The 20,394-nt window shown below is 67.1% G+C and carries 16 protein-coding genes; 11 read left to right on the forward strand and 5 right to left on the reverse strand.

The window, feature by feature from the left end:
- Nucleotides 1–36 precede the first annotated feature (36 nt).
- Nucleotides 37–885 (forward strand): fumarylacetoacetate hydrolase family protein, encoded by an 849-nt coding sequence (locus D4754_RS07875; RefSeq protein WP_121062475.1) that lies wholly within the window; start codon nt 37–39, stop codon nt 883–885.
- Nucleotides 886–1,130: 245 nt separating this feature from the next.
- On the opposite strand, the gene D4754_RS07880 is transcribed toward D4754_RS07875, so the two are convergent.
- Nucleotides 1,131–2,009, reverse strand: coding sequence for a LysR family transcriptional regulator (locus tag D4754_RS07880; RefSeq protein ID WP_121062476.1), 879 nt, complete (start codon nt 2,007–2,009; stop codon nt 1,131–1,133).
- A 98-nt stretch (nt 2,010–2,107) separates the two neighbouring features.
- Between D4754_RS07880 and D4754_RS07885 the strand changes: the two genes are divergently transcribed.
- Nucleotides 2,108–3,667, forward strand: a complete 1,560-nt coding sequence (locus tag D4754_RS07885; RefSeq protein WP_121062477.1) for a proton-conducting transporter transmembrane domain-containing protein — start codon at nt 2,108–2,110, stop codon at nt 3,665–3,667.
- Nucleotides 3,664–6,030 carry a YbcC family protein gene (locus tag D4754_RS07890; RefSeq protein WP_121062478.1) on the forward strand — a complete coding sequence of 789 codons (2,367 nt, stop codon included), beginning with the start codon at nt 3,664–3,666 and terminating at the stop codon, nt 6,028–6,030. The genes D4754_RS07885 and D4754_RS07890 overlap by 4 nt, the downstream gene beginning before the upstream one ends.
- A gap of 279 nt (nt 6,031–6,309) precedes the next feature.
- Here D4754_RS07890 and D4754_RS07895 read toward each other — a convergent pair whose 3' ends face one another.
- Entirely contained in the window at nt 6,310–7,899 is a 1,590-nt protein-coding gene (locus D4754_RS07895) for a winged helix-turn-helix domain-containing tetratricopeptide repeat protein (protein ID WP_163025834.1), read from the reverse strand.
- A gap of 174 nt (nt 7,900–8,073) precedes the next feature.
- Here D4754_RS07895 and D4754_RS07900 point away from each other — a divergent pair, with 174 nt between their 5' ends.
- The 8 genes from D4754_RS07900 to repC all read left to right on the forward strand — a co-directional run bounded on the left by D4754_RS07900 (nt 8,074) and on the right by repC (nt 16,787).
- Nucleotides 8,074–9,015 (forward strand): homocysteine S-methyltransferase family protein, encoded by a 942-nt coding sequence (locus D4754_RS07900; RefSeq protein ID WP_121062480.1) that lies wholly within the window; start codon nt 8,074–8,076, stop codon nt 9,013–9,015.
- Between the two features lie 58 nt (nt 9,016–9,073).
- Nucleotides 9,074–9,256: a hypothetical protein gene (locus D4754_RS23920; protein WP_163025835.1), complete on the forward strand. Its 183-nt coding sequence runs from the start codon at nt 9,074–9,076 to the stop codon at nt 9,254–9,256.
- Between the two features lie 160 nt (nt 9,257–9,416).
- On the forward strand, nt 9,417–10,166 hold the full coding sequence (locus tag D4754_RS07905; RefSeq protein ID WP_121062481.1) for a methyltransferase family protein: 750 nt from the start codon (nt 9,417–9,419) through the stop codon (nt 10,164–10,166).
- 33 nt (nt 10,167–10,199) lie between these two features.
- Entirely contained in the window at nt 10,200–11,399 is a 1,200-nt protein-coding gene (locus D4754_RS07910; protein WP_121062482.1) for a flavin-containing monooxygenase, read from the forward strand.
- Between the two features lie 58 nt (nt 11,400–11,457).
- Entirely contained in the window at nt 11,458–12,840 is a 1,383-nt protein-coding gene (locus D4754_RS07915) for an MATE family efflux transporter (RefSeq protein ID WP_121062483.1), read from the forward strand.
- Nucleotides 12,841–13,213: 373 nt separating this feature from the next.
- Nucleotides 13,214–14,398 carry a plasmid partitioning protein RepA gene (gene repA / locus D4754_RS07920; protein WP_121062484.1) on the forward strand — a complete coding sequence of 395 codons (1,185 nt, stop codon included), beginning with the start codon at nt 13,214–13,216 and terminating at the stop codon, nt 14,396–14,398.
- On the forward strand, nt 14,395–15,393 hold the full coding sequence (repB, locus tag D4754_RS07925; RefSeq protein ID WP_121062485.1) for a plasmid partitioning protein RepB: 999 nt from the start codon (nt 14,395–14,397) through the stop codon (nt 15,391–15,393). Before repA ends, repB begins: the two co-directional genes overlap by 4 nt.
- 182 nt (nt 15,394–15,575) lie before the next feature.
- Nucleotides 15,576–16,787 carry a plasmid replication protein RepC gene (repC, locus tag D4754_RS07930; protein WP_121062486.1) on the forward strand — a complete coding sequence of 404 codons (1,212 nt, stop codon included), beginning with the start codon at nt 15,576–15,578 and terminating at the stop codon, nt 16,785–16,787.
- A 610-nt stretch (nt 16,788–17,397) separates the two neighbouring features.
- Here the strand turns inward: repC and D4754_RS07935 are convergent.
- From D4754_RS07935 to D4754_RS07945, 3 genes are read right to left on the reverse strand one after another with little or no spacing between them, the layout of a single operon-like run.
- Nucleotides 17,398–18,234, reverse strand: a complete 837-nt coding sequence (locus tag D4754_RS07935; protein ID WP_121062487.1) for an SDR family NAD(P)-dependent oxidoreductase — start codon at nt 18,232–18,234, stop codon at nt 17,398–17,400.
- Nucleotides 18,231–19,217, reverse strand: coding sequence for an acyl-CoA dehydrogenase family protein (locus D4754_RS07940; protein ID WP_163025836.1), 987 nt, complete (start codon nt 19,215–19,217; stop codon nt 18,231–18,233). The genes D4754_RS07935 and D4754_RS07940 overlap by 4 nt, the downstream gene beginning before the upstream one ends.
- Nucleotides 19,214–20,344: an acyl-CoA dehydrogenase family protein gene (locus D4754_RS07945; protein WP_121062701.1), complete on the reverse strand. Its 1,131-nt coding sequence runs from the start codon at nt 20,342–20,344 to the stop codon at nt 19,214–19,216. The genes D4754_RS07940 and D4754_RS07945 overlap by 4 nt, the downstream gene beginning before the upstream one ends.
- Nucleotides 20,345–20,394 lie beyond the last annotated feature (50 nt).

Genomic DNA, 20,394 nt, shown 5'->3' on the forward strand with positions numbered 1-20,394 from the left:
CGGGCGCGCACAAGACGACAAAACGGAGAAGCAGACATGCGATTGGTATCCTTCACGAAACCCGACGGCACCGCGTCCTATGGCACCGCGACCGATGATCAGGTGTTCGACGCGGGCGCGGCCCTTGGCGCCGAATTTCCCACCCTGCGCAGCGTGCTGACGGCGGGCGCCACGGACCGGTTGGACGGCACGGGCGAGGCCATCGCAATGGCGGATGTCACGCTCCTCCCCCCGATCCCCGAGCCGGAAAAGATCCTGTGCATCGGGCTGAACTACCTGCCCCACATCCTTGAATCGGGCCGTCCGCATCCCGAATACCCGTCGATCTTCACCCGCTATCCCCGGTCGCTGGTGGGCCACAACGTGCCCATCGAACGGCCCGAGGCCAGCCGCGAATTCGACTACGAAGGCGAACTGGCGCTGGTGATCGGCAAGGCCGGGCGTCACATCGCGGCGGAAGACGCGTGGGATCACATCGCGGGCTACTCCTGCTTCAACGAAGGCTCGATCCGGGATTACCAGAACCACACCACCCAGTTCTGGCCGGGCAAGAGCTTCGAGCGGTCGGGCTCCATGGGCCCGTGGATCGTGACATCGGACGAGGTCGGCGATATCCGCGAACAGTCCCTGACGACGCGGGTCAACGGCAATGTCGAACAGCACACGCCGATCAGCGATCTGGCCATCGGCATCCCCGAGCTTATCGCCTATGCCTCGACCGTCCTGACGCTGGTGCCGGGCGACGTGATCGCCACCGGCACGCCCGGCGGCGTCGGCCGCTATCGCAAGCCGCAGCTGTTCCTTGAACCCGGCATGAACGTCGAGGTCGAGATCACCGGCGTGGGAACGCTGGTGAACCCGGTCATCGCAGAAACCTCCGGCTGAGACAGGCGCGGCGGGGCCTGTCTCGAACTCTGCCGGTATGGTCTATCGCCCATCGCAACCTGTCGATGCGGTCCGAACGACGATTTCTTTCAAAGGTGCGCAGGTCTGGGCGGGAACCAACCGGCGCACATGCAGATACGGGCAGCCTCGCGTGGGATGCCCGTTCACGATCTGCGCGGGACTTGCCGCGCAGACAGCACGAATGATCGCCCTCTGACCCACGCAGAGGTTCGCGACGGAACCCGTCACAGTTCATTCCCGTCGGCCAGCCGTTCCGAAAGTCGCCTGAGCAGCGGATGCGGAAATGTCCGGGGGGCGGTGACCGCGTAGAAACTCTCGACGACGTCAAGCTGGAATGGCGCGGTTGCCAACACGCCCTGTGCCAGCTCGTCCGCAAGAACGACCGCCGGCGTGACCGCCAAACCGAAATCTTCTCTGGCCAGCAGGCGGATCATGGCCATGTCGTCGACCGTGGCGGCAATCCTTGGCGTCACCCCCAATCGCGCGACGAGGCTGTTGAACCCCGTCAGGATCGAGCTTTCGGTCGGCAGGATCACCGGCTGTGACCGCAGGAGATCGGTGAGCGTGTCATGCGCAAGCCGGTGCGGTCGTCCGTGCAAGCCCACCTGCTGCTCGGCAATACGGTGGGCGACAAGGTCGGGAAAGGACTCCCGTGGCGGCGGATCTGTCAGCAGCACCACGTCAAGCGCCAGCGTCTCGAGCGCGCGCAGCAAGGTCTGGCTGTTGCCGGACGACAGGACCAGTTCCACACCGTCCGCGAAGGCCGGACGCAGGAAGCGAAGCTGGAAGTTGCGGGACAAGGTGGACAGCGCGCCGACCCGCAAAGGGGTCTTTGCCGAACCGCCCGCGGTCAGCGTGGCGACAAGATCGTCGCCGACATCGAAGATGCGCTGTGCATGATCAAGTGCGATCTGGCCCGCTTCGGTCAGGGTCATTGCCCGTCCCGTGCGGTCGAACAGAACGTGCCCCAGTTGCTCTTCCAGATTGCGGATCTGCGTGGACAGCGCGGATTGCGACAGGTTCAGCCGCGCCGCGGCGCGGGTCAGGTTCCCTTCAAGGGCCACCTCCTGAAAATAGCGCAAGTGACGATAGTTGAGTCTCATGGCGTTCACTTAAATAGAACGAAACGTTCCAAACAATGTATTTTTCTTAAAGTCCACGGGGATCTACACCGTCCGGCAACCAAGTCCGGAGATATTCAATGAGTTTTCTGCTCCTGTTCGCCCCGCTTGCCATGGCCGCATCGGCCGTGGCGATGCATCTTCGCCCGCCCGCCCGTGCGCATTGGTTCTTCCGCCTGCCAGAGCTCTCGGCGCTCGCCGCGCTAGGTGTCGGGGCGCTCGCGACCGTGGAGCTCGTTCTTTCCGGGCCATCGACGAGCCCGCTTCTGGGCGTGGCTCCTGTCGGATTATCCGCGCGTATCGACATCGTGAGCGTCGCGATGACACTGACGGTGGCTTTCGTCGGCTGGGTGGTCCTGCGGTTTTCGCGCGTGGCGCTCGACGGCGAGGCGCGGCAACCCGCCTTCATGGTCTGGATGGCCGCGACGATTGCCTGCGTTTTGCTGCTGGTCGGCGCGGGAAATGTCGTGCAGCTTGCCGTCGGCTGGGTGGCGACCGGCGTGACCCTGCATCGCCTGCTGCTGTTCTATCCCGACAGGCCCCGCGCGCGGCGCGCCGCCCGGAAGAAGGCGCTGAGCGGGATTGTCTCCAGCGCGGCGCTTATCGCCGCCGCCGGCCTGCTGATCGCGGGCTTCGGCACCTCCGACATCGCCACCATCGACGCTGCGGCCCGGGCCGGTGACCATGTCGGCCCTCTCTGGCTGGCCGCGCTGCTTCTCGCGGTCGCCGCAATCTTCAAGTCCGCGCTGGTGCCCGTGCATGGCTGGCTGACCGAGGTGATGGAGGCGCCGACACCGGTATCTGCCCTGCTGCACGCCGGGGTGGTGAACGCGGGCGGTTTCCTTCTGATCCGCTTCGCAGATGTCCTGATTGCGACGCCCGGCGTCCTGGCCGCGCTGGCCCTTATCGGCGGGTTCAGCGCGCTTGTTGGCGCGGCGATCGCGCTGACGCAACCGGCAGTCAAGACGGCGCTGGCCTGGTCCACCTGCGCGCAGATGGGCTTCATGGTGCTGCAATGCGGGCTGGCGCTGTTCCCGCTGGCATTGCTGCATATCGTGGCGCACTCGCTTTACAAGGCGCACGCGTTCCTTGCTTCAGGCGATGCCGTGCGCGAGGTCAGGTCGATCCGTCGGCCGGGGCCGGTCGCGGTGCCAAGCCTGCCCGCCGTTGCGCGGTCCTTCGGCCTCGCGCTTGCGCTCTACGTCATTGTCGGGCTGGCCTTCGGGCTTGCGTCGAAATCGCCGCAGGCCATCGCACTCGGCGCGATCCTGATCTTCGGGGTGGTCTACCTGATCGCGCAGGGCCTTGCCGATCTCGCGCCGCGCGCGCTGGCCTGGCGCACGGTCGCGCTCTCGGTCGGTGCAACCGTCGCCTATTTCACCTTGCAGCACGCCGCGACATGGGTCTCGGCGGGCACCCTGCCGCCCCCGCCGCCGCCCGACGGACTGATCTGGACGACCATCGTCCTTGCCCTCGCAAGCTTTGCCGTCGCCGCGGTGGCGCAGACGACCTTCCCGCTCTGGGCCGGACATCCGGCGGCGGCGGGACTGCGCGTGCACCTGATGAACGGCCTCTACATCAACGCGGTCCATGATCGGCTCTCGGGCCGGTGGACCCCCAGGACCGGAGCGATCCAATGAACATGCATGCCTCCTGGCACGGACAGGCACTCGAACTTTTCGCAGCCGCGGAAGATGCCATGCGGCAGATCCCTCCGGCCTTCCCTCTCGAAGCGACCGTCGCGGTCAATCCGTGGCTGGGCCAGTCGGGCCAAGACCGCACCGTCGCGGCCGCCCGGATGGCCAGGGTTGGCGGCGGCCGGATGTTCCTGCCGCGCGGCACCGTGGCCGCGAAGATGGCGGCGGGCGATGTGACGCCCGAAGATGTCGCCGCGGCGGCGGCGGCGCATGGCCTCGATCCGCACGCCCTGGTCCGCGCCGCGACCAAGCCTGCCGATCTGCCCGCCCCGCTTCCCACGATTGCGGATCTGGCGCAGCAGGACGATGGCATCGACTGGCCCGGCTTCATCGAGGACCGGATCGGTCACTGGGCGGCTGTGCAGTTCGACCGCGGGCAAGCCTTCTGGCCGGCGCCCGCCGCCGGAGCCTGGGCATCGTGGCGGGCCTATGCCAGCCGCGACCTGACCCCGGATATCGCGGGCATGTCCGGCTTTGCCGCGCGTGTCGTGGCGATGCCGACAGACGCACGGTCCGCCTTCGTCCACGCCTGCCATGCGCTGGATCTCACGCCCGGGGCGGCGCCGCTTTTCTTCCACCGCTTGCTCACGACCCTGTCGGGCTGGGCGCAATATGCGCGCCATCTGTCCTGGGTCGCCGAACGCGACAGGGGGCGGGACGACACGCTGTTCGAACTGATGGCCGTCCGCCTCGCGTGGGAGGTCGCCCTGCTCGAACAAGGCGGGGCCGCGCGCAAGGAGGATTGGGAAAGGGCAAAGGCCGATTACGCCCGCCCCGTCGAACCCGACCGCGAACTGCGGTTCGATGCCGCCCTTCAGGAGGCTGTCGACCGCAGCGCCGAACGGTGTCTTGCCGAAACGCTCTCGGGCGGCACCAAGACCCACGCGGCAGACAATCCCGCGATCCAGGCGGCGTTCTGTATCGACGTGCGGTCCGAACGTCTGCGTCGCGCGATCGAGACCGCCGATGCGGGGATCCGGACGACCGGCTTCGCCGGCTTCTTCGGGCTGCCGGTCCGGCACCGCCCCCGCGCCTCGGACATCGTCGAGGCGCGGGCGCCGATCCTGTTGTCCCCCGCGATCCGGACGCGGGCGGCAGACGATGCCGATGTCGACACCGCTGAACGGGTCAGGCTTCGCACGATCCGCGCCTGGGGTCGGTTCAAGCGGGCGGCCGTTTCGGCCTTCGCCTTTGTCGAGGCGGCGGGCCCTCTCTACGTGGGCAAGCTCGTGCGCGACGGCCTTGGCCTGAAAGGACCGTCGCAGGCCGATACGGGCCCCGAATTCGACCTGCCGCTGGCCGACAGGATCACGGCCGCGGAAAGCGTGCTTCGCGCCATGTCCCTGACCCGGGGCTTTGCCCCGCTCGTGCTGGTCTGCGGTCACGGGGCGACGGTCACCAACGCGCCCCATGCCAGCGCGCTGCAATGCGGGGCCTGCGGCGGGTTCGCGGGCGACGTCAACGCGCGCCTTCTGGCCGGGCTTCTGAACGACGAAGAGGTGCGGACCGGGCTTGGCGCCAGGGGCATCGCGATCCCCGCCGGAACGCATTTCGTCGCCGGCCTGCACGACACCGTCTCGGATGAGGTCCGGATATTCGAAGATCGGGCGCCAGCCAGCCATCGGGCAAAGATCGACCGTCTGCGCGCGGCGTTTTCGCTGGCGGCAACGCTGACCCGGACAGAACGCGCCGGAACACTGCCCCGGGGATCGGAAGCGACATTGGCGCGGCGGGGCAGCGACTGGTCGGAACTTCGGCCGGAATGGGGGCTCGCCGGATGCAGCGGCTTCATCGCCGCGCCCCGCGAACGGACGTTGGGCCGCGATCTGGACGGTCGGGTCTTCCTGCACGACTACGACTGGCGGCAGGACCCGGACGCCGCGACGCTCGAACTGATCCTGAGCGCCCCGGTCGTCGTGGCAAGCTGGATCGCGCTCCAATATCACGGATCGGCGGTCGCGCCCGACACGTTCGGGGCGGGCAACAAGCTGCTTCACAACGTCATTGGCGGGATCGGCGTGCTTGAGGGCAACGGCGGCGCGCTCCGCCCCGGGTTGCCGTGGCAATCCGTGCACGACGGCGACGCGCTGCGCCATGTGCCAAGCCGGCTGGTCGTCGCGGTCGAGGCCCCGGAGGAGATGATCTCCGGCGTTCTCGCGCGACAGCCACAGGTCAGGGCGCTCTTCGACAACGGCTGGCTGACGCTCGTGGCGTTGGACGACGCCGGGACGATCACCCGCCGCTACGAAAACGGATCCTGGGCGGATCGTCCCGACGGCGATCCGGGGGTCGCGGCCGCGGCGTGACACCCGAAGATCTCAGGGGGGACAATCCGCGCTGTCCAGGAGCCAGGGCAAGGCGCTGCGACGCCGAAGGGGCAAGCCGTCCGGCAATAACCGGATCTGTCGGCTCAACCGCCGACAGGGGCTGTCAATGACGTCACCCGGAAGGACCTGGCCGCGGCAAGGCCCGGGACGCCGGGCCACGTGCGGGGATCTACCTTGCCGGTTTCGCCCCTCGCGGCGCGGCGGGTGCTGTCCTGATCGCAGGTCGCGGGTTGGCGGCGGGGATAGCCCTGTCGGGCCTCATTTCCCTGCCGCAGGCATTGCCGCCGCGCCCTGTTCCGCGGGACGGATCGTCAGCCCCGCCTTGCGCCACGCGGCCAGCGCGCGGTCGCGCAGGGTATCGTAACAATCGACGCTCAGCTCGGCATGCGCGCGCTCTTCGAACGTCGGGTAAAGCGCCAGCATCGCCGCAGCCTCTTCGCGTGCCGCCGACATGTGTCCCAGCTCCACCTCGAACCACGCCGCGTGGGCGTGATACCAGAAGAAACCCGGCATCGGGAAACGGTTGATCTCGACAAGCGCGTCTTCGAACCGGCCGGCATTGGCCAGCCGCCAGCAATGCGCGAAATGATACCAGCCGGGATGCACCGGGCTGACCGCGATGGCGCGGTCGAGAAGGGCGATGGCGCGCTCCTCCTCACCGATGAAGGCAAAGCAATGGCCGATCTCGGCCAGCACGTCGGCGTGTCCGTCGTTGAGGTCCAGCGCCCGCTCGGCGGCGTCCCGGAACCCCGGCAGATCCTTGCGATAAAACCTGCACAGCGCCAGCGCCGTCTGCGCGAAGGCATCCTGCGGATCGGCCCGCACGGCCTGTCGCGCGGCGTCGTGGGCAAGCGCCAGAGCGTCGACGTCGGGCCGGGCGTTCATGTAATAGCGGTATTCTTCCAGCAGGATCATCGCGTAGGCCGACCAGCCCTGCGACGATTGCGGATCCTTTTCCAGCGCCCGGGGGAATGCATCCCGCAGCGTGGCGTGGATCTCGGGATCGTAGCCGACATAGTAATCGTGAAACTGCGTCAGCAGCCGGTAGGTGTCCCAGCTATGCGTGCCGCCGGCGCGCGGCACGCGCCCGATGTGATCCGCGACCGCCCCGTAACGGCTGGCCACGCGTCCCGCGATCAGCCGCGCCAGTTCGTCCTGGATGTCGATCAGGCCGTCGATGCTGTCGTCGCGGTCGAACTGTTCCGTCAGCAGAAGCTCCCCGCTGGCCGTGGCACTGACCTGCACGGTGACCCGCAGGCGCGGCGACGCCCGGCGCACGCTGCCTTCGACAAGGTAGTCGACACCGGGATCGAGCCGCAGTTCGCCCGGGCGCGCGCCGTCTTCGGCCATCTGCGTCGTCGTCCGGCGGGAAAACACGAACAGGTCGCGAAAGCGCGACAGGTTGACGATGGTCTGTTCCGTCAGACCGTCGGCGATGAACCCGTCTTCGGGCGTGGCACCCAGGACCCGGAAGGGCAAAACGGCGATGGACGGCCGGCTGTCCCGGATGATGCCCGACCGCGCCTCCTGCGGTTCCGCATCGGCGTTCACGTCGGCCACGAACCGGAAACCGTGGCCGTGCATCGTCTTGATCGTGTGCTGGGTCCGCCCGTTGTCGCCTATGGCCTGACGGACTTCCTTGATCGCCGTCGACAGGCTGGCGTCCGAGATGATGCGATCCCCCCAGACCTTGGCGATCAGCTCGTCCTTGCCGACAACCCGATGGCGGTTCCGGATCAGGTGATCGAGGATACGCAAGGTCTGCGGGGTCAGCGAACGCACATGACCGCCCCGCTCGACCCGGGCCAGGTCGCTCTCCAGCACGCAATCCCGAAACTGAACTTTCATCTCCATAGCCCCCTGCTACGGCATCATTGACCATCATACAGCCTGTTTCCGACATTTGCTCAGACAGTCTCAGGAATTTCTCAGATCCGGCTCAAGCCTGGCATCTGCCGGCGCTCTATCCCCCTTTCAGCAGCCACGGCGCGTGTTGCCGGGCCAGGAAAATGGATCAGAGACATGAAATACCGAAACGCACTTCCCCAGTTGAACGGCCACAAGATGCTGACCGAAGCCGGGCTGGAAACCATCCTGGTGTTCCACGAAGGCATCGATCTGCCGCTCTTCGCCGCCTTCACCGCGCTGGAGACCGAAGCCGGCGCCGCGGCCATCGAACGCTACATGCACCGGCTGGCACAGATCGCCCTTCAGACCGGGCGTGGCTTCATCATGGACACGCCGACATGGCGGGCAAGCTCCAAGTGGGGGGCCGAACTGGGCCTCACCGCCGCCGACCTGAAGGAGATCCACCGCGAGGCGATCGCGATGCAGCTTGGCCTGCGCGACCGGTTCGAAACCCCCGCCTCGCCCTTCGTGATCAACGGAGTCCTTGGCCCGCATGGCGACGGATACGCTCCCGAAAGCCATCTGAGCGCGGCGCAGGCGCACGCCTACTACGCCGAGCAGGTCGACTGGTTCGCCGAACTGGGCGCCGACATGGTGTCGGGGCTGACGATCACCTCCGCCTCCGAAGGCACGGGCATTGCCCTGGCCGCCCGCGATGCGGCGATCCCCGGGGTCGTGTCCTTCACGCTGGAAACCGACGGGCGCCTGCCGTCAGGCGAACCCCTGAAGGACGCGATCCGGTCGGTCGACGACGCGACGGGCGGGGCCGCGGCCTACTTCATGATCAACTGTGCGCACCCCGATCACTTCCGCACGGTTCTTCGGGACGGCGGCGACTGGACCCGGCGCATCGGCGGCGTGCGCGCCAATGCCTCGCGGCTGTCGCACGCCGAACTCGACGTGGCCGAGGAACTGGACGACGGCGATCCGGCCGAACTGGGCGGGCTCTACCGCGGGCTGTCTGCGCACCTGCCGAACCTCTCTGTCGTCGGCGGATGCTGCGGCACGGATCACCGTCATCTCGAAGAAATCTGCCGGTCGCTGGACGCGGCCTGAACCGGCGGCGCGCCTTGCGCGCGCCCCGGACCACACCACCGAAAACGGAAAACAGAAAATGAGACCGGGTACTTACATTCACCGCCTGCGAGAGGCGTTCCGCCGCAACAGGCACCGTGCGCGGCGCCGGAAGATGCACCGCGCCACCTTCAGCGGCCTTTCCCACCTGTCCAGCCGGGACCTGAACGACATCGGCGTCTGGCGCGACAGGGAATGGTTCGGAACCGACGCGGATTACTGACCGCGTCGCGCCCTTCCCCCCCTCAATCAACGGATCCCAGGGGCACTTTCCACCGCCGCCCACGTGCAGGTTTTCGCGGTGCGGCCCCCCCCGCGCGGGGCGCGATCTTCTGCGCGGTCCCGCGCCCCCTTTCCCATCCCGTGACCCCGAAAGCCCACCCATGAAACGTCTTATCCTTGTCTATGCCCTGGCCAGCTACGCCCTGTTCGGCGCGGTCTTCGTGTGGCTCGCCGCCTTCCTTCTGAACCTCGGCGACATGCGCGGACTGGCAACGCGTCCGCTGCCCGAGGCGGTGGCCATCAACCTGTCCCTCATCGCGCTGTTCGGCGTCGTGCACAGCGTCATGGCGCGCCCGGGCTTCAAGCGTGTCTGGACGAAGATCATCCCGCCCGCGTCGGAACGCGCAACCTACGTGCTGCAATCCTCGCTGCTGCTGGGCCTGATCATCTGGCAATGGCAGCCGATCCCGACGGTCATCTGGCAGGTCGACGGCCCGGCCGTCTGGCCGATCCACGGCGCGTTCATTCTTGGCGCCCTGACCGTCCTGACCGCCACATTCCTGCTGGGGCATTTCGAATTCGTGGGCCTGTCCCAGGCCTGGAACAACCTGCGCGGCGCCCCTGTGCCGTCCGCCGCGTTCCGCACGCCGATGCTGTACCAGATCGTGCGCCACCCGCTGCAACTGGGCCTGCTGATCATGATGATCGCCACCCCGGTGATGACGCTGGGCCACCTGATCTTCGTCGCGTCCATGGCGCTTTATATCGCCATCGGCCTGCGGTTCGAGGAACGCGCGCTGCTGCGCGAGTTCGGCGCGGCCTACGCGGCCTACCAGCGCGACGTGCCGATGCTGTTCCCGCGCCCGTTCCGCCGCCTTCGGACCGCGTCCGGCGGTCAGCGGGCAGACTGATCCCCCCCTTCCAACCCGAAGAAAGACAGAACCATGCAACCCACCCCTGAAAACGTTCTCATCATCGGCGCGGGCCTGTCGGGCCTTGCCGCCGCCGAAGCCCTTCAGCGTCACGGCATCCCCGTCACCATACTGGAGGCGCAGGACCGCGTGGCCGGGCCCTGGCGCGCGCGGCATCCTGCGCTGCGGCTGAACATCCACCGCCATTTCGCCAGGCTGCCGGGTCTGACCCCGCCGCGCGAAGATGGCAGCTACCTGCGGCGTGACAGCGTCGTCGACTACCTGTCGCGCTACGCCGACCATATCGGGGCCGACATCCGCTTCGGTACGAAGGTCATGGCCATGGCCCGCGATGCCGGTGGCTGGCAGGTCGATACCACGGCCGGCACGTTCAACGCCGCGCATGTCGTCATTGCCACCGGGCGCGACAGCGTTCCGCATATACCTGACTGGCCGGGCAAGGACGCGTTTGAAGGCCAGCTGCTGCACGCCGCCGATCTGGGGGACGTATCCCGTTTCGATGGCAAGCGGGTGCTGGTGGTGGGCGCGGGAAATTCGGGCTCCGACGTGCTGAACCACCTTGCGCGGCATCACCCGGCAGAGGTCATGATCTCGGTCCGCCACGGCCCCGCGATTGTCCCCAACCGCGTGTTCGGCTTCCCGCTTCATCGCGCCGCGCGCCTGTTTCAGGCCATGCCCCTGCCCGTGGTCGACCGCGCCTTCGCGCTGACCCAGCGGCTGTTCTTCGGCGATCTGGCGCGCCACGGCCTGCCCTCGCACCCTATGGGCGGCGGCACCCGCCTTGCGCAGGACGGCACCGCCTTCGCCATCGACGACGGCTTCGTCGCGGCCTTAAAAAGCGGTCGTTTCAGAATCGTTCCGGTGATCAGCCGGTTCGGCCGTGATCGTGTCAATTTCGAAGGACCACCAGACTTTGCCGCCGACGTGGTGATCTGCGCGACGGGATACCGGACGGGGCTTGAACCACTGGTCGGTCCGCTTGGCGTTCTGGACAACCGGGGCAATCCGCACTTCCCGGCGGGAGAGCCGGACCCGGCCCATCCCGGGCTCTGGTTCGCGGGCTACAAGCCCCAGTTCACCGGCTACTTCGACGCCGCCCGCACGGCGGCCAACCGCATCGGCAGGGCCATCGCCGCCGACCTGCACCATAGCCGGCATCCCGCCGGCCCATCCGCCCCGCCCAACAGGATGCCCCAGCCGGTGAAAGGCTGACGGCACCGCCCATGCGCCCCCCTGACACGGTCAGGCGGGGCCTCCAAGGACAAGACCCATGACATCGATCGACATCCCACGGCCCCGACGGGGCCGTTTCAAACGCGTGGGGCACCACGCCAGCCGCGCCGAAACCCGGGCGCTCGTGCGCCTTGCCGCGCCGCTGACCTGCCTGGCGCTGGTGAACATGGCGATGAGCGTGACCGATACCCTGATGTCGGCCGCCTTCGGGGTCGAAGCCCTGGCGGCCGTGGCGGTGGGGAGCGATTTCTATTCGATCTTCTTCTACCTTGCCATCGGTTGCATCGGCGGGCTTGCGCCGCTCTATTCGGCGGCCCACGCAGCCGGCGATACCGCGCGCCTGGCCCGGCTTCGCACGGCGGGGGCGGTCACCTGTACCCTGCTGGCCCTGCCGATCTGCGCCCTGCTGTGGCATGCCCCTTCGGTCCTGCACCTCTTGGGCATCGATCCGCGCCTCGTGGACGCCGGGGCCGGCTACACACGGGCGATGGCCCTGACGGCGATCCCGATGCTGGCGGTCGGCGTCCTGCGCACCCGGCTGACGGCCATCGAGCGTCCGGGCGTGATGCTGCGGATTACCCTGTGCGCCGTACCGCTGAACGCGCTGTTCAACCACGCCCTGATGCATGGCGCCATGGGGCTGCCCGGGCTTGGCGTGACGGGGGCGGGCGTGTCCTCCCTTCTCGTCGGGACCCTGACGCTTGCCGCGCTCGGGGTCGAGGCAAGACGCGCGGGCGACAGCGGGCTGGGCCGCGCAAGCCCGGCCGATGTGGCAGAGATCTTCCGCATCGGCGTGCCCATCGGCATCGCGACGCTGGCCGAAGTCGGGATCTATCTTGGCGCCACGCTTTATGCCGCCTCGCTTTCGGTGACGGATGCCGCGGCGCATTCCCTTGCGATCCGCCTGGCAGGGATCGGCTACGCCTTCTATTTCGGGCTGCAACAGGCCTCCATGACCCGGCTTGCGCGCGTGGGCCTGGCGCCCGGTTACAGTCGCGAGGTGATCGGCAGCGCGATGGTCCTCGGCTGGGCTGCCGGAATGTGCCTTTGCCTGACGCTTCTCGCCGTAGCGGCACCCCTGGCGCAGGCCATGCTGCAAGCCTCGGCCCCCGCTGCCGTTCAGGTCGCCACGCTGGTGATCTGCGCCCTTGCGATGGCCGAACTCTCCGGCCCCGCGGGCGCCTGCGCCGCGGGTCTCCTGCGCGGCATCAAGGTCACGCGCCCGGTGATGGTCTACTCGCTGATCGGAAACTGGCTGATCGCGGCGCCGTTGGTCGCGATCGCGACGCTGGTCTTCGACATGGGGGCGGTGGGCATATGGATCGGCATGGCCACCGGAACCGCCGCCTATTCCGCGCTGAGCATGCTGGCCCTTTGGCGGCACACCCGTGTCGTTGCGGCTGGCGCCCCAACACCCTGACGGGGTGCCGGCGGTTTCGGGCGTTGATGGCCCCCGAACCGCCGGGCCTTGCAGACCCCGGACCTGTCCGATAAAATTTGTATCTCCGCGATCAGCCCATCACGGCAACCAGGTAGCCGCGACCGGTCAACCGGACGCGACAGGATGCGCTCAACCGATGTCAGGCGCTGGCCTGTGCCACCATGCCCCCTGCCCTGCGGACCGGACACGCCGCAAAAAATGACCCTGTGCCGTGTGACACGCTCTCTGCCCCCGAAGCTTATACCGTTGCGAAACATAGAAAATACTTGCGCAAGATCAGTGTCGCGGCAATAGTCACGGAAAATAGCGGATAAACGCGAAGAACCGTGAACACGGCGCAAGGGCAGAAGCGATGAACTCCTCCGAGCAGGAAGACCTGAATACGGTCATCCGTCAACATTCCGAATGGCTGGCGAACCAGTTGCACGCGCAGCGGGAATCCCTCTTTCCCCCCGACGCGTCCAAGGCCATGCGCCGGTTTTCCTCGGGCGAGGCCGCGCGCCTTCTGGGCGTGAACGACAGCTACCTGCGCAAGCTGCACCTCGATGGCAAGGGCCCGTCGCCCGAATTGTCGCCGGGGAACCGTCGCCTCTATTCCGTGCAGGATATCAACGACTTGCGGCACCTTCTTGAACAGACGGCCCGCAAATCCGGCGATTACCTGCCCGGCCGGCGCGACGGCGACAGGCTCCAGATCATCGGTGTGATGAACTTCAAGGGCGGCTCCGGCAAGACGACCACCTCCGCCCATCTCGCCCAGCACCTGGCGCTGCATGGCTACCGCGTTCTGGCCATCGACCTCGACCCGCAGGCCTCGCTCACCGCGCTCTACGGTGTGCAGCCCGAAGTCGACCTGCCCGATGGCGGCACGCTCTACGATGCGATTCGGTACGAAGATCCCTGCCCCATCGCCGACGTGATCCAGAAGACCTATATTCCCGGGCTCGACCTGATTCCCGGCAACCTCGAACTGATGGAATTCGAACACGAAACCCCCCGCGTGCTGGCGCAGGGCAATGCCGGGCTGTTCTTCTACCGGGTCAAGGACGCGCTGAACCAGGTCGACGATCAGTACGACGTGGTGGTCATCGACTGCCCGCCGCAGCTGGGCTTCCTGACGATGTCGGCGCTCTCCGCCGCAACCGGCGTGCTGGTAACGATCCACCCCGAAATGCTCGACCTCATGTCAATGTCGCAGTTCCTGCGGATGACGGCCGACCTGATGGACGTGATCGCCGAAAGCGGCGCCGACATGAGCCATGACTGGATGCGCTACCTGCTCACCCGGTACGAGCCCACGGACGCGCCGCAGAACCGCATCGTCGCCTTCCTGCGCACGATGTACGGCGACAAGGTTCTGAACGCGCCGATGCTGAAATCCACCGCGATTTCCGACGCCGGGCTGACGAAGCAGACATTGTACGAAGTCGAACGATCTGCCTTCACCCGCACGACCTATGATCGTGCCATCGAAAGCCTGAACGCGGTCAATGACGAGATCGCGGCCTTGATCCAGAAAACCTGGGGGCGCACATGAGCGACAGCAAGAAACGCCGCATGTCCATGCTCGACACGCTGGCCGCCTCGGGCGGTCCGCCCACGGCCGGGTCGATGATGTCCACGAACCGCGCCCTGCGGTCCGCCCGTGACGCCGTCGACAGCCACCACGTGTGGGAGCTTGACCCCGACGTGATCGACGACACCCGGATTGCCGACCGTCTTGATCCCGCCGACGTGCTCGACCTGCGCGACGCGATCGAGGCGAACGGCCAGGCCGTGCCAATCCTTGTCCGCCGCAATCCTGACCATGCCGACCGCTACCTGCTCGTCTACGGGCGCCGGCGGCTGGAGGCGATCCGCGGCTCCGACAAGGTGACGAAGGTCCGCGCATTGGTCGCCACGCTGGACGACAGCGCCGCGGTGCGCACCCAGATTTCCGAAAACATGGCCCGGCGCGATCTGACCTTCATCGAAAAGGCGCTGTTTGCGCAGGAACTGGTGGAAACGGGCTTCGGCAACCAGACGCAGGTGGCCGAGGTGCTGACCGTCACCAAATCCTCCGTCTCCATGGCCATCGCCATCGCGGGCGCCGTGGGGGCGGATCTGGCCCGCGCCATCGGCCCCGCGCCGGGCATCGGTCGTCCGCGGTGGGAAGCGCTGGCAAAGGCCGTCGAGGAACGCGGCGCAGACCGTGAGAAACTGATCGAAATCGCCCACGACGTGCATTCCAAGGCCGATGTGGCGGTCCTGATCGAAGCGCCGGAGGAAGGCTATGATCCCTCCCTGCAGGCGTTCGAGGCGGTGATGGACGCCGCCACCCCTGCCCCGAAACCGCAGGCCAGGCCGGCCCCCGCCCGGCCCGCACCCACGGTTCTGGCCGTCGAGGGCAAGCGTGCCGGAACCGTCAAGAGGACGGCCAAGGCGCTGACGATAAACATTGAAAATGGCGAATTCGCCGATTGGATCGAGGCCGAAGCGCAGGATCTGATCGCGGATCTTCACGCGCGCTGGAAGACGCGCGGCGAAGACTGAGGCAACGTAAACGTAAACAGGCAAGAAAAGGAGGCACGAGCAGACAAAAGAAAAGGTCCCGCAAAGACGGTGCTTCACGAGACCCTGACTTGTTTTTCGCACTCTCAAGCTAGGGAAATGAAACCCGCTCCGCAAGTCCAAAGTGATTCGCGGGACAGCTAAATTTTGTCTTCGTGACAGTTATGACAGGATACACCCCCGTAACGCCGTTTCGGCGACCGATGGCGGCTGTCCGGACGAAACCCGTTCCCGCGGGTGACGTGCCGGCCGTCGACAAATGGCAGGTCCTGCGCGACCTCGCGACCGCACGCCAGGCCTATGGCCTGTCCGACCGTGATCTTGGCGTGCTGCAGGCCCTGATCTCGTTCCATCCCGGTGCGGATCTGGGCGGCGCGTCGCTTGTCGTCCACCCGTCGAACCGGTCGATCTGCGATCGCCTGAACGGCATGCCCAATTCCACCATGCGGCGCCACGTGGCCCGGCTGGTCGATGCCGGCATCGTGGTTCGCCGCGACAGCCCCAACGGCAAACGCTATGCCCGCCGCTACGGCGACGAAAAGATCGCCTACGGTTTCGATCTCTCGCCGCTCGCCCGCCGTGCGGTGGAGTTCCGGGACGCCGCCGAACAGGCCCGCGCCGACGCCGCCCGCCTGAAGCGCCTGCGGGAAGAGGCCAGCCTGATGCGCCGCGACCTTGAAGCGCTCGCCGTCGAAGGCCGGTCCCTCGCGCCCTCTGCGGCCCCGTGGGACGCCTATTCCGACATGGCCGCCCTCACGGCCCGCGCCCAGCGCCGGAAGCTCTCGGCCGACGAAACAGCAGCCCTGCGCGACCGCCTGTCCGAAGCCCTGACCGAGGTGAAACAGGCGCTGGATCTTGTGGAAAACCCAGGCGCCGAAACAGAAGAATTGAGCACCGGACCCGCTGAAAATGAGCAGCACATACAGAGTTCAAATAAGGACTTTAAGGAATCTGAACCCTGTGGATCCACGTCCTTGCGCGTGGTTCCAGGACGCGACCGTACGCAGTGCAAAGAAGATGTTAACGTGCCCGGGCCAGAGTGCCCGACGTCCGACGGCAGTCCCGATCTGCGGGCGGTGCTAAGCCAGTGCAAGGAAGTACAGACCTTCCATGACGGGCCGATCAGATCCTGGCCGGACCTTGTTCGCGCAGCCGGAACCGTCGCGCCGATGATGGGTATCACGGTCGGCGTATGGAACGAAGCGGTCCGCGACATGGGGGCAGGGCAGGCGGCCGCGGTCGTCGCCGCGATGCTGGAACGGTTCGACCGGATCCAGTCACCCGGCGGCTATTTGCGGTCCCTCAGCCGGAAGGCGGCAGCGCAGCAGTTCAGCTGCCGGAAGATGATCGCCGCCTTGGAGGCCCGGGCGGCATGAGGTTCACAGTTGTGAACAGATAGCTGAGTTCACAACTGTGAACTGCCCCGGAACGTCTCGCGAACGAGCCCACGGCAAGAACTGATCGTGACCGGGTCGTTCGCGCCAACAAGACAGGAGGCCTGACCGGCTCGCGCCAAGAACAGAAGTGACCGTACTCTGAAACGAATTTCGGCCAATTCGCGCGCATCGTCCTGAACGGGAAGCAAAACAAGGCGACGGTAGCCCACGTGCAGCCGAAAAACCTCTCCCGAGCGAATGGCGGCCAAGGGCATTGCAACAGGTTCGTTCATCGTGACCATCAATGACGGCGCACACCGATGTTCTGGCACCCCACGTCCAAGAACCTTTTTAGGGGGGGCGGCCAGGTGACCGCATCGCTCGACCTCCGCGCACCGCGGGCCATACGCACCATGGTTCAAGGTGAGGCTTCGGGTTCCGCAGTTGTTCTGGAGGTAGGTTTGCCAAGAGTATTGAAGCGCTCCCAAGCCCCGAACCCGTTGAGCGGTACATTATCGGACATAAAATGATGCCGACACAAGCGGCGGTTGGCAGACTGACGGTAATGATAAGCGCCGCCACCAGACCGGACCTTGCCCGCCTGTCAGGGTCACGGCGTCGGCCCTTTGCGGGGCGGTCGGCCGGAATGGGTCCAGTCCGGTGTCACAGGCTCGCGCGGGGCGGTCAGGGCCTCTTCCGACAGGTACTTGGTCGCGGTCCAGCCGCCGTCTACCGCGAGGATCTGGCCGTTGATCCAGCCCGACGCGGGCGAGGACAGGAACCAGATTGCCTGGGCCACGTCCTCGGGCCGGCCCCAGCGGGCGGCGGGGGTCATGTCGTGGTTCATGCGGCGGAAGGCTTCGACCTCCAGCCGGTGTTCGGTCATGGGCGTGGGGATTACGCCCGGCGCCACGGCGTTGGACCGGATGCCCGCCGCGCCGTATTGCGCCGCCATGTGCAGGGTCAGGCCGTTCAGCCCCGCCTTTGCCGCGGAATAGGCGCCGCCGCGCAGGCCGCCGAGGATGGCATAAGTCGACGAGATGTTGACGATCGTCGCCTCGTCGCCAAAGGCCGTCAGCGCCTCGCGCGCCAGCCGGAACGGGGCGCGGAGCATGATGTCGAGGAACATGTCCAGCGTCGCGTCGTCGGTTTCGTGGACGGGGGAGGGGCTGCCGATGCCCGCGTTGTTGACGAGGTGATCGAGCCTACCGAACCTGTCCATCGCGTGGGCCACGGCTTTCGCGGGCGCGTCGTCGGCCGTGATGTCTACCGCCAGCGGGGCGAAGGGGGCGGGGAGCCCGGCCAGTTCCTCCGCGGCCTTGTCGAGCTTTGCCGGGTCACGCCCGATGCCCACGACGGCCACGCCGTTCTGTAGGAAGGTCCGGGCGGTGACGAGGCCGATGCCGCTGGAGGCGCCGGTGATCAGGGCCACGCGCTGGTCGGTCATGCCGGTTGCCTTTCGAAAGGCGCCATGGGCGCGGGGAGGGAGAGCAGATCGCCGGCCAACAGGCAATGGCGCAGGACATGCGCCTGTTTCAGGTACAGCTGCGCGTCCGCTTCGGCGGAAAAGCCGATACCGCCGTGGATCTGGATGCCGGTCCGGGCGTTTTCCAGCGCGATGCGCGGGGCAAGGCAGGCGAGGGCTGCGATCTGGAAGGCGGCGTCATCCGCGCCGTCGCGGGCGGCGATGGCGGCCATGTCGAGCTGGGCCGACAGCATCTCCACCCCGATGGCCATGTCGGCGCAATGGTGCTTGATCGCCTGGAAACTGCCGATGGGCCGCCCGAACTGTTCGCGCGTCATGGCGTAATCGACCGCCAGATCGCGGGCGCCGGTGGCGATGCCCAGAAGCTGGGCGGCGCAGAGCAGGGTGTGGAGGCGCGCGGTTTCCACCTTGGCCCTAAGATCGGTCGACGGATCGGGCAGGGCGGTCAGCCGTGTCATGGATCGCCCGTGGCCCATGGAGGTGACGGGCGCCTGTGTTGCGCCGTCCAGCGGGCGCAGGGTCAGGCCGTCATCCGCCACGACCAGCGCATAGGTGGTGCCGGCCGGTTCACATAGCAGCGGGCCGTCCGGGGCGGCGATGGCGGTGCAGACGGTGATCTGTCCCCCGCCGATCCCGGCGGCGAGGTCATCGCGCCCGGCGTCCAGCGCGATCCGCGCGGCGATGGCCATGGCAAGCGCCGAGGGCGAGACGAGGTGCCGCCCGAAGGAGACATGGAGGAGCGCTTCCTCGACCACGGAAAAACCCGCGCCGCCCGCATCTTCGGGGAGGGCAAGAAGGAAGGTACCGAATTCGGCCAGGGGTTCCATCGGATCGGTCTGGCCGTCCGTGCGCAGGCGCGCGACGGGGTAGTGCGTGTCCAGCATGGTTTGCGCGGCGTCCAGGATCTGGCGCAGGTCGTCCGTTGGCGTCAGGTCGAAGCTCATGCGCGCGGCTCCCTTGGCAGGCCCAGCATCCGCTCGGCGATGATGTTGCGCTGGATCTCGGCGGTGCCGCCGGCGATGGTTTCGGAATAGCTTTCCAGATACTCGTGCACCCATTGGCCGTCGGTCAACGCGTCCGGGCCAAGGACATCCATCGCAGCGCGGTGGATACGCTGCGCCAGTTCCGCGAAGGCCAGCCGCACGACCGAGCCGTCGAAGGGCGTGGCAGGCTCGCGGAGCGCGGTGCGGTAGGACATGGCGCGGATCGCCGCGGCTTCGGCCCGCAGATCCGCCAGCCGGTCGGCCATGGCCGATCCCGGGGCAGGGGCGGCGCGGGCGATCAGGTCTTCGATCCTTACCGACAGTTCCAGTTGCAGCGCCATCGCCGCGGTGCGCCGTTCGAAGCCCAGCGTCGTCATCGCGGTGGTCCAGCCATCGTGGAGGCCGCCCACGACCTGCGTAAGCGGGATGCGCACGTCGTCATAGAAGACTTCGGCGAAGTGGCTGACGCCGGCCATGTTCCGGATCGGCCGGACGGTGATGCCCGGCAGGGACATGTCGCAGATCACCCAGCTGAGACCCTTGTGGCGTTTCGATCCCGGTTCGGTGCGGATCAGCAGCTCCTGATAATCCGCTATATCGGCGAAGCTGGACCAGATCTTCTGACCGTTGATCACGAGGTCGCAGCCATCGACCCGGCCCGTTGTCTTCAGCGACGCCAGATCCGACCCGGCGCCGGGTTCGGAGAAGCCCTGGCACCAGATCGACCGGCCTTCGAGGATGCGCGGCAGGTGGAAGGCCTTCTGGTCTTCGGTGCCGCAGGCGATCAGCGTGGGGCCGGCGTGGTTCAGCGCGACGAAGGTACAATCCAGCGTCGAAGGCGCGCGGGCGCGGACGTATTCCTCGTACCACGTCAGCAGGCGACCGGGGGTCAGGCCCTTGCCGCCATAGGCCTCGGGCCACGCGAGCCCCGACCAGCCGCCGGCATGCAGCTTTGCCAGCCAGTCCAGCGCGTAGGCACGGGAGGCCTGGCCATCCGGCGGGGCGGGGGCGTGGGGGACGTTGCCGGCCAGCCATGTGCGGGCCTTCTGGCGGAAGTCCAGATCCGCGGCGCCTGGGTCCAGTCTCATGCCGGCCTGCGCAGTGTGTTCCATATATTGGTACGGTGCTCTACCATGAT

Source organism: Chachezhania antarctica (assembly GCF_003646465.1).
Lineage (GTDB): Bacteria > Pseudomonadota > Alphaproteobacteria > Rhodobacterales > Rhodobacteraceae > Chachezhania > Chachezhania antarctica.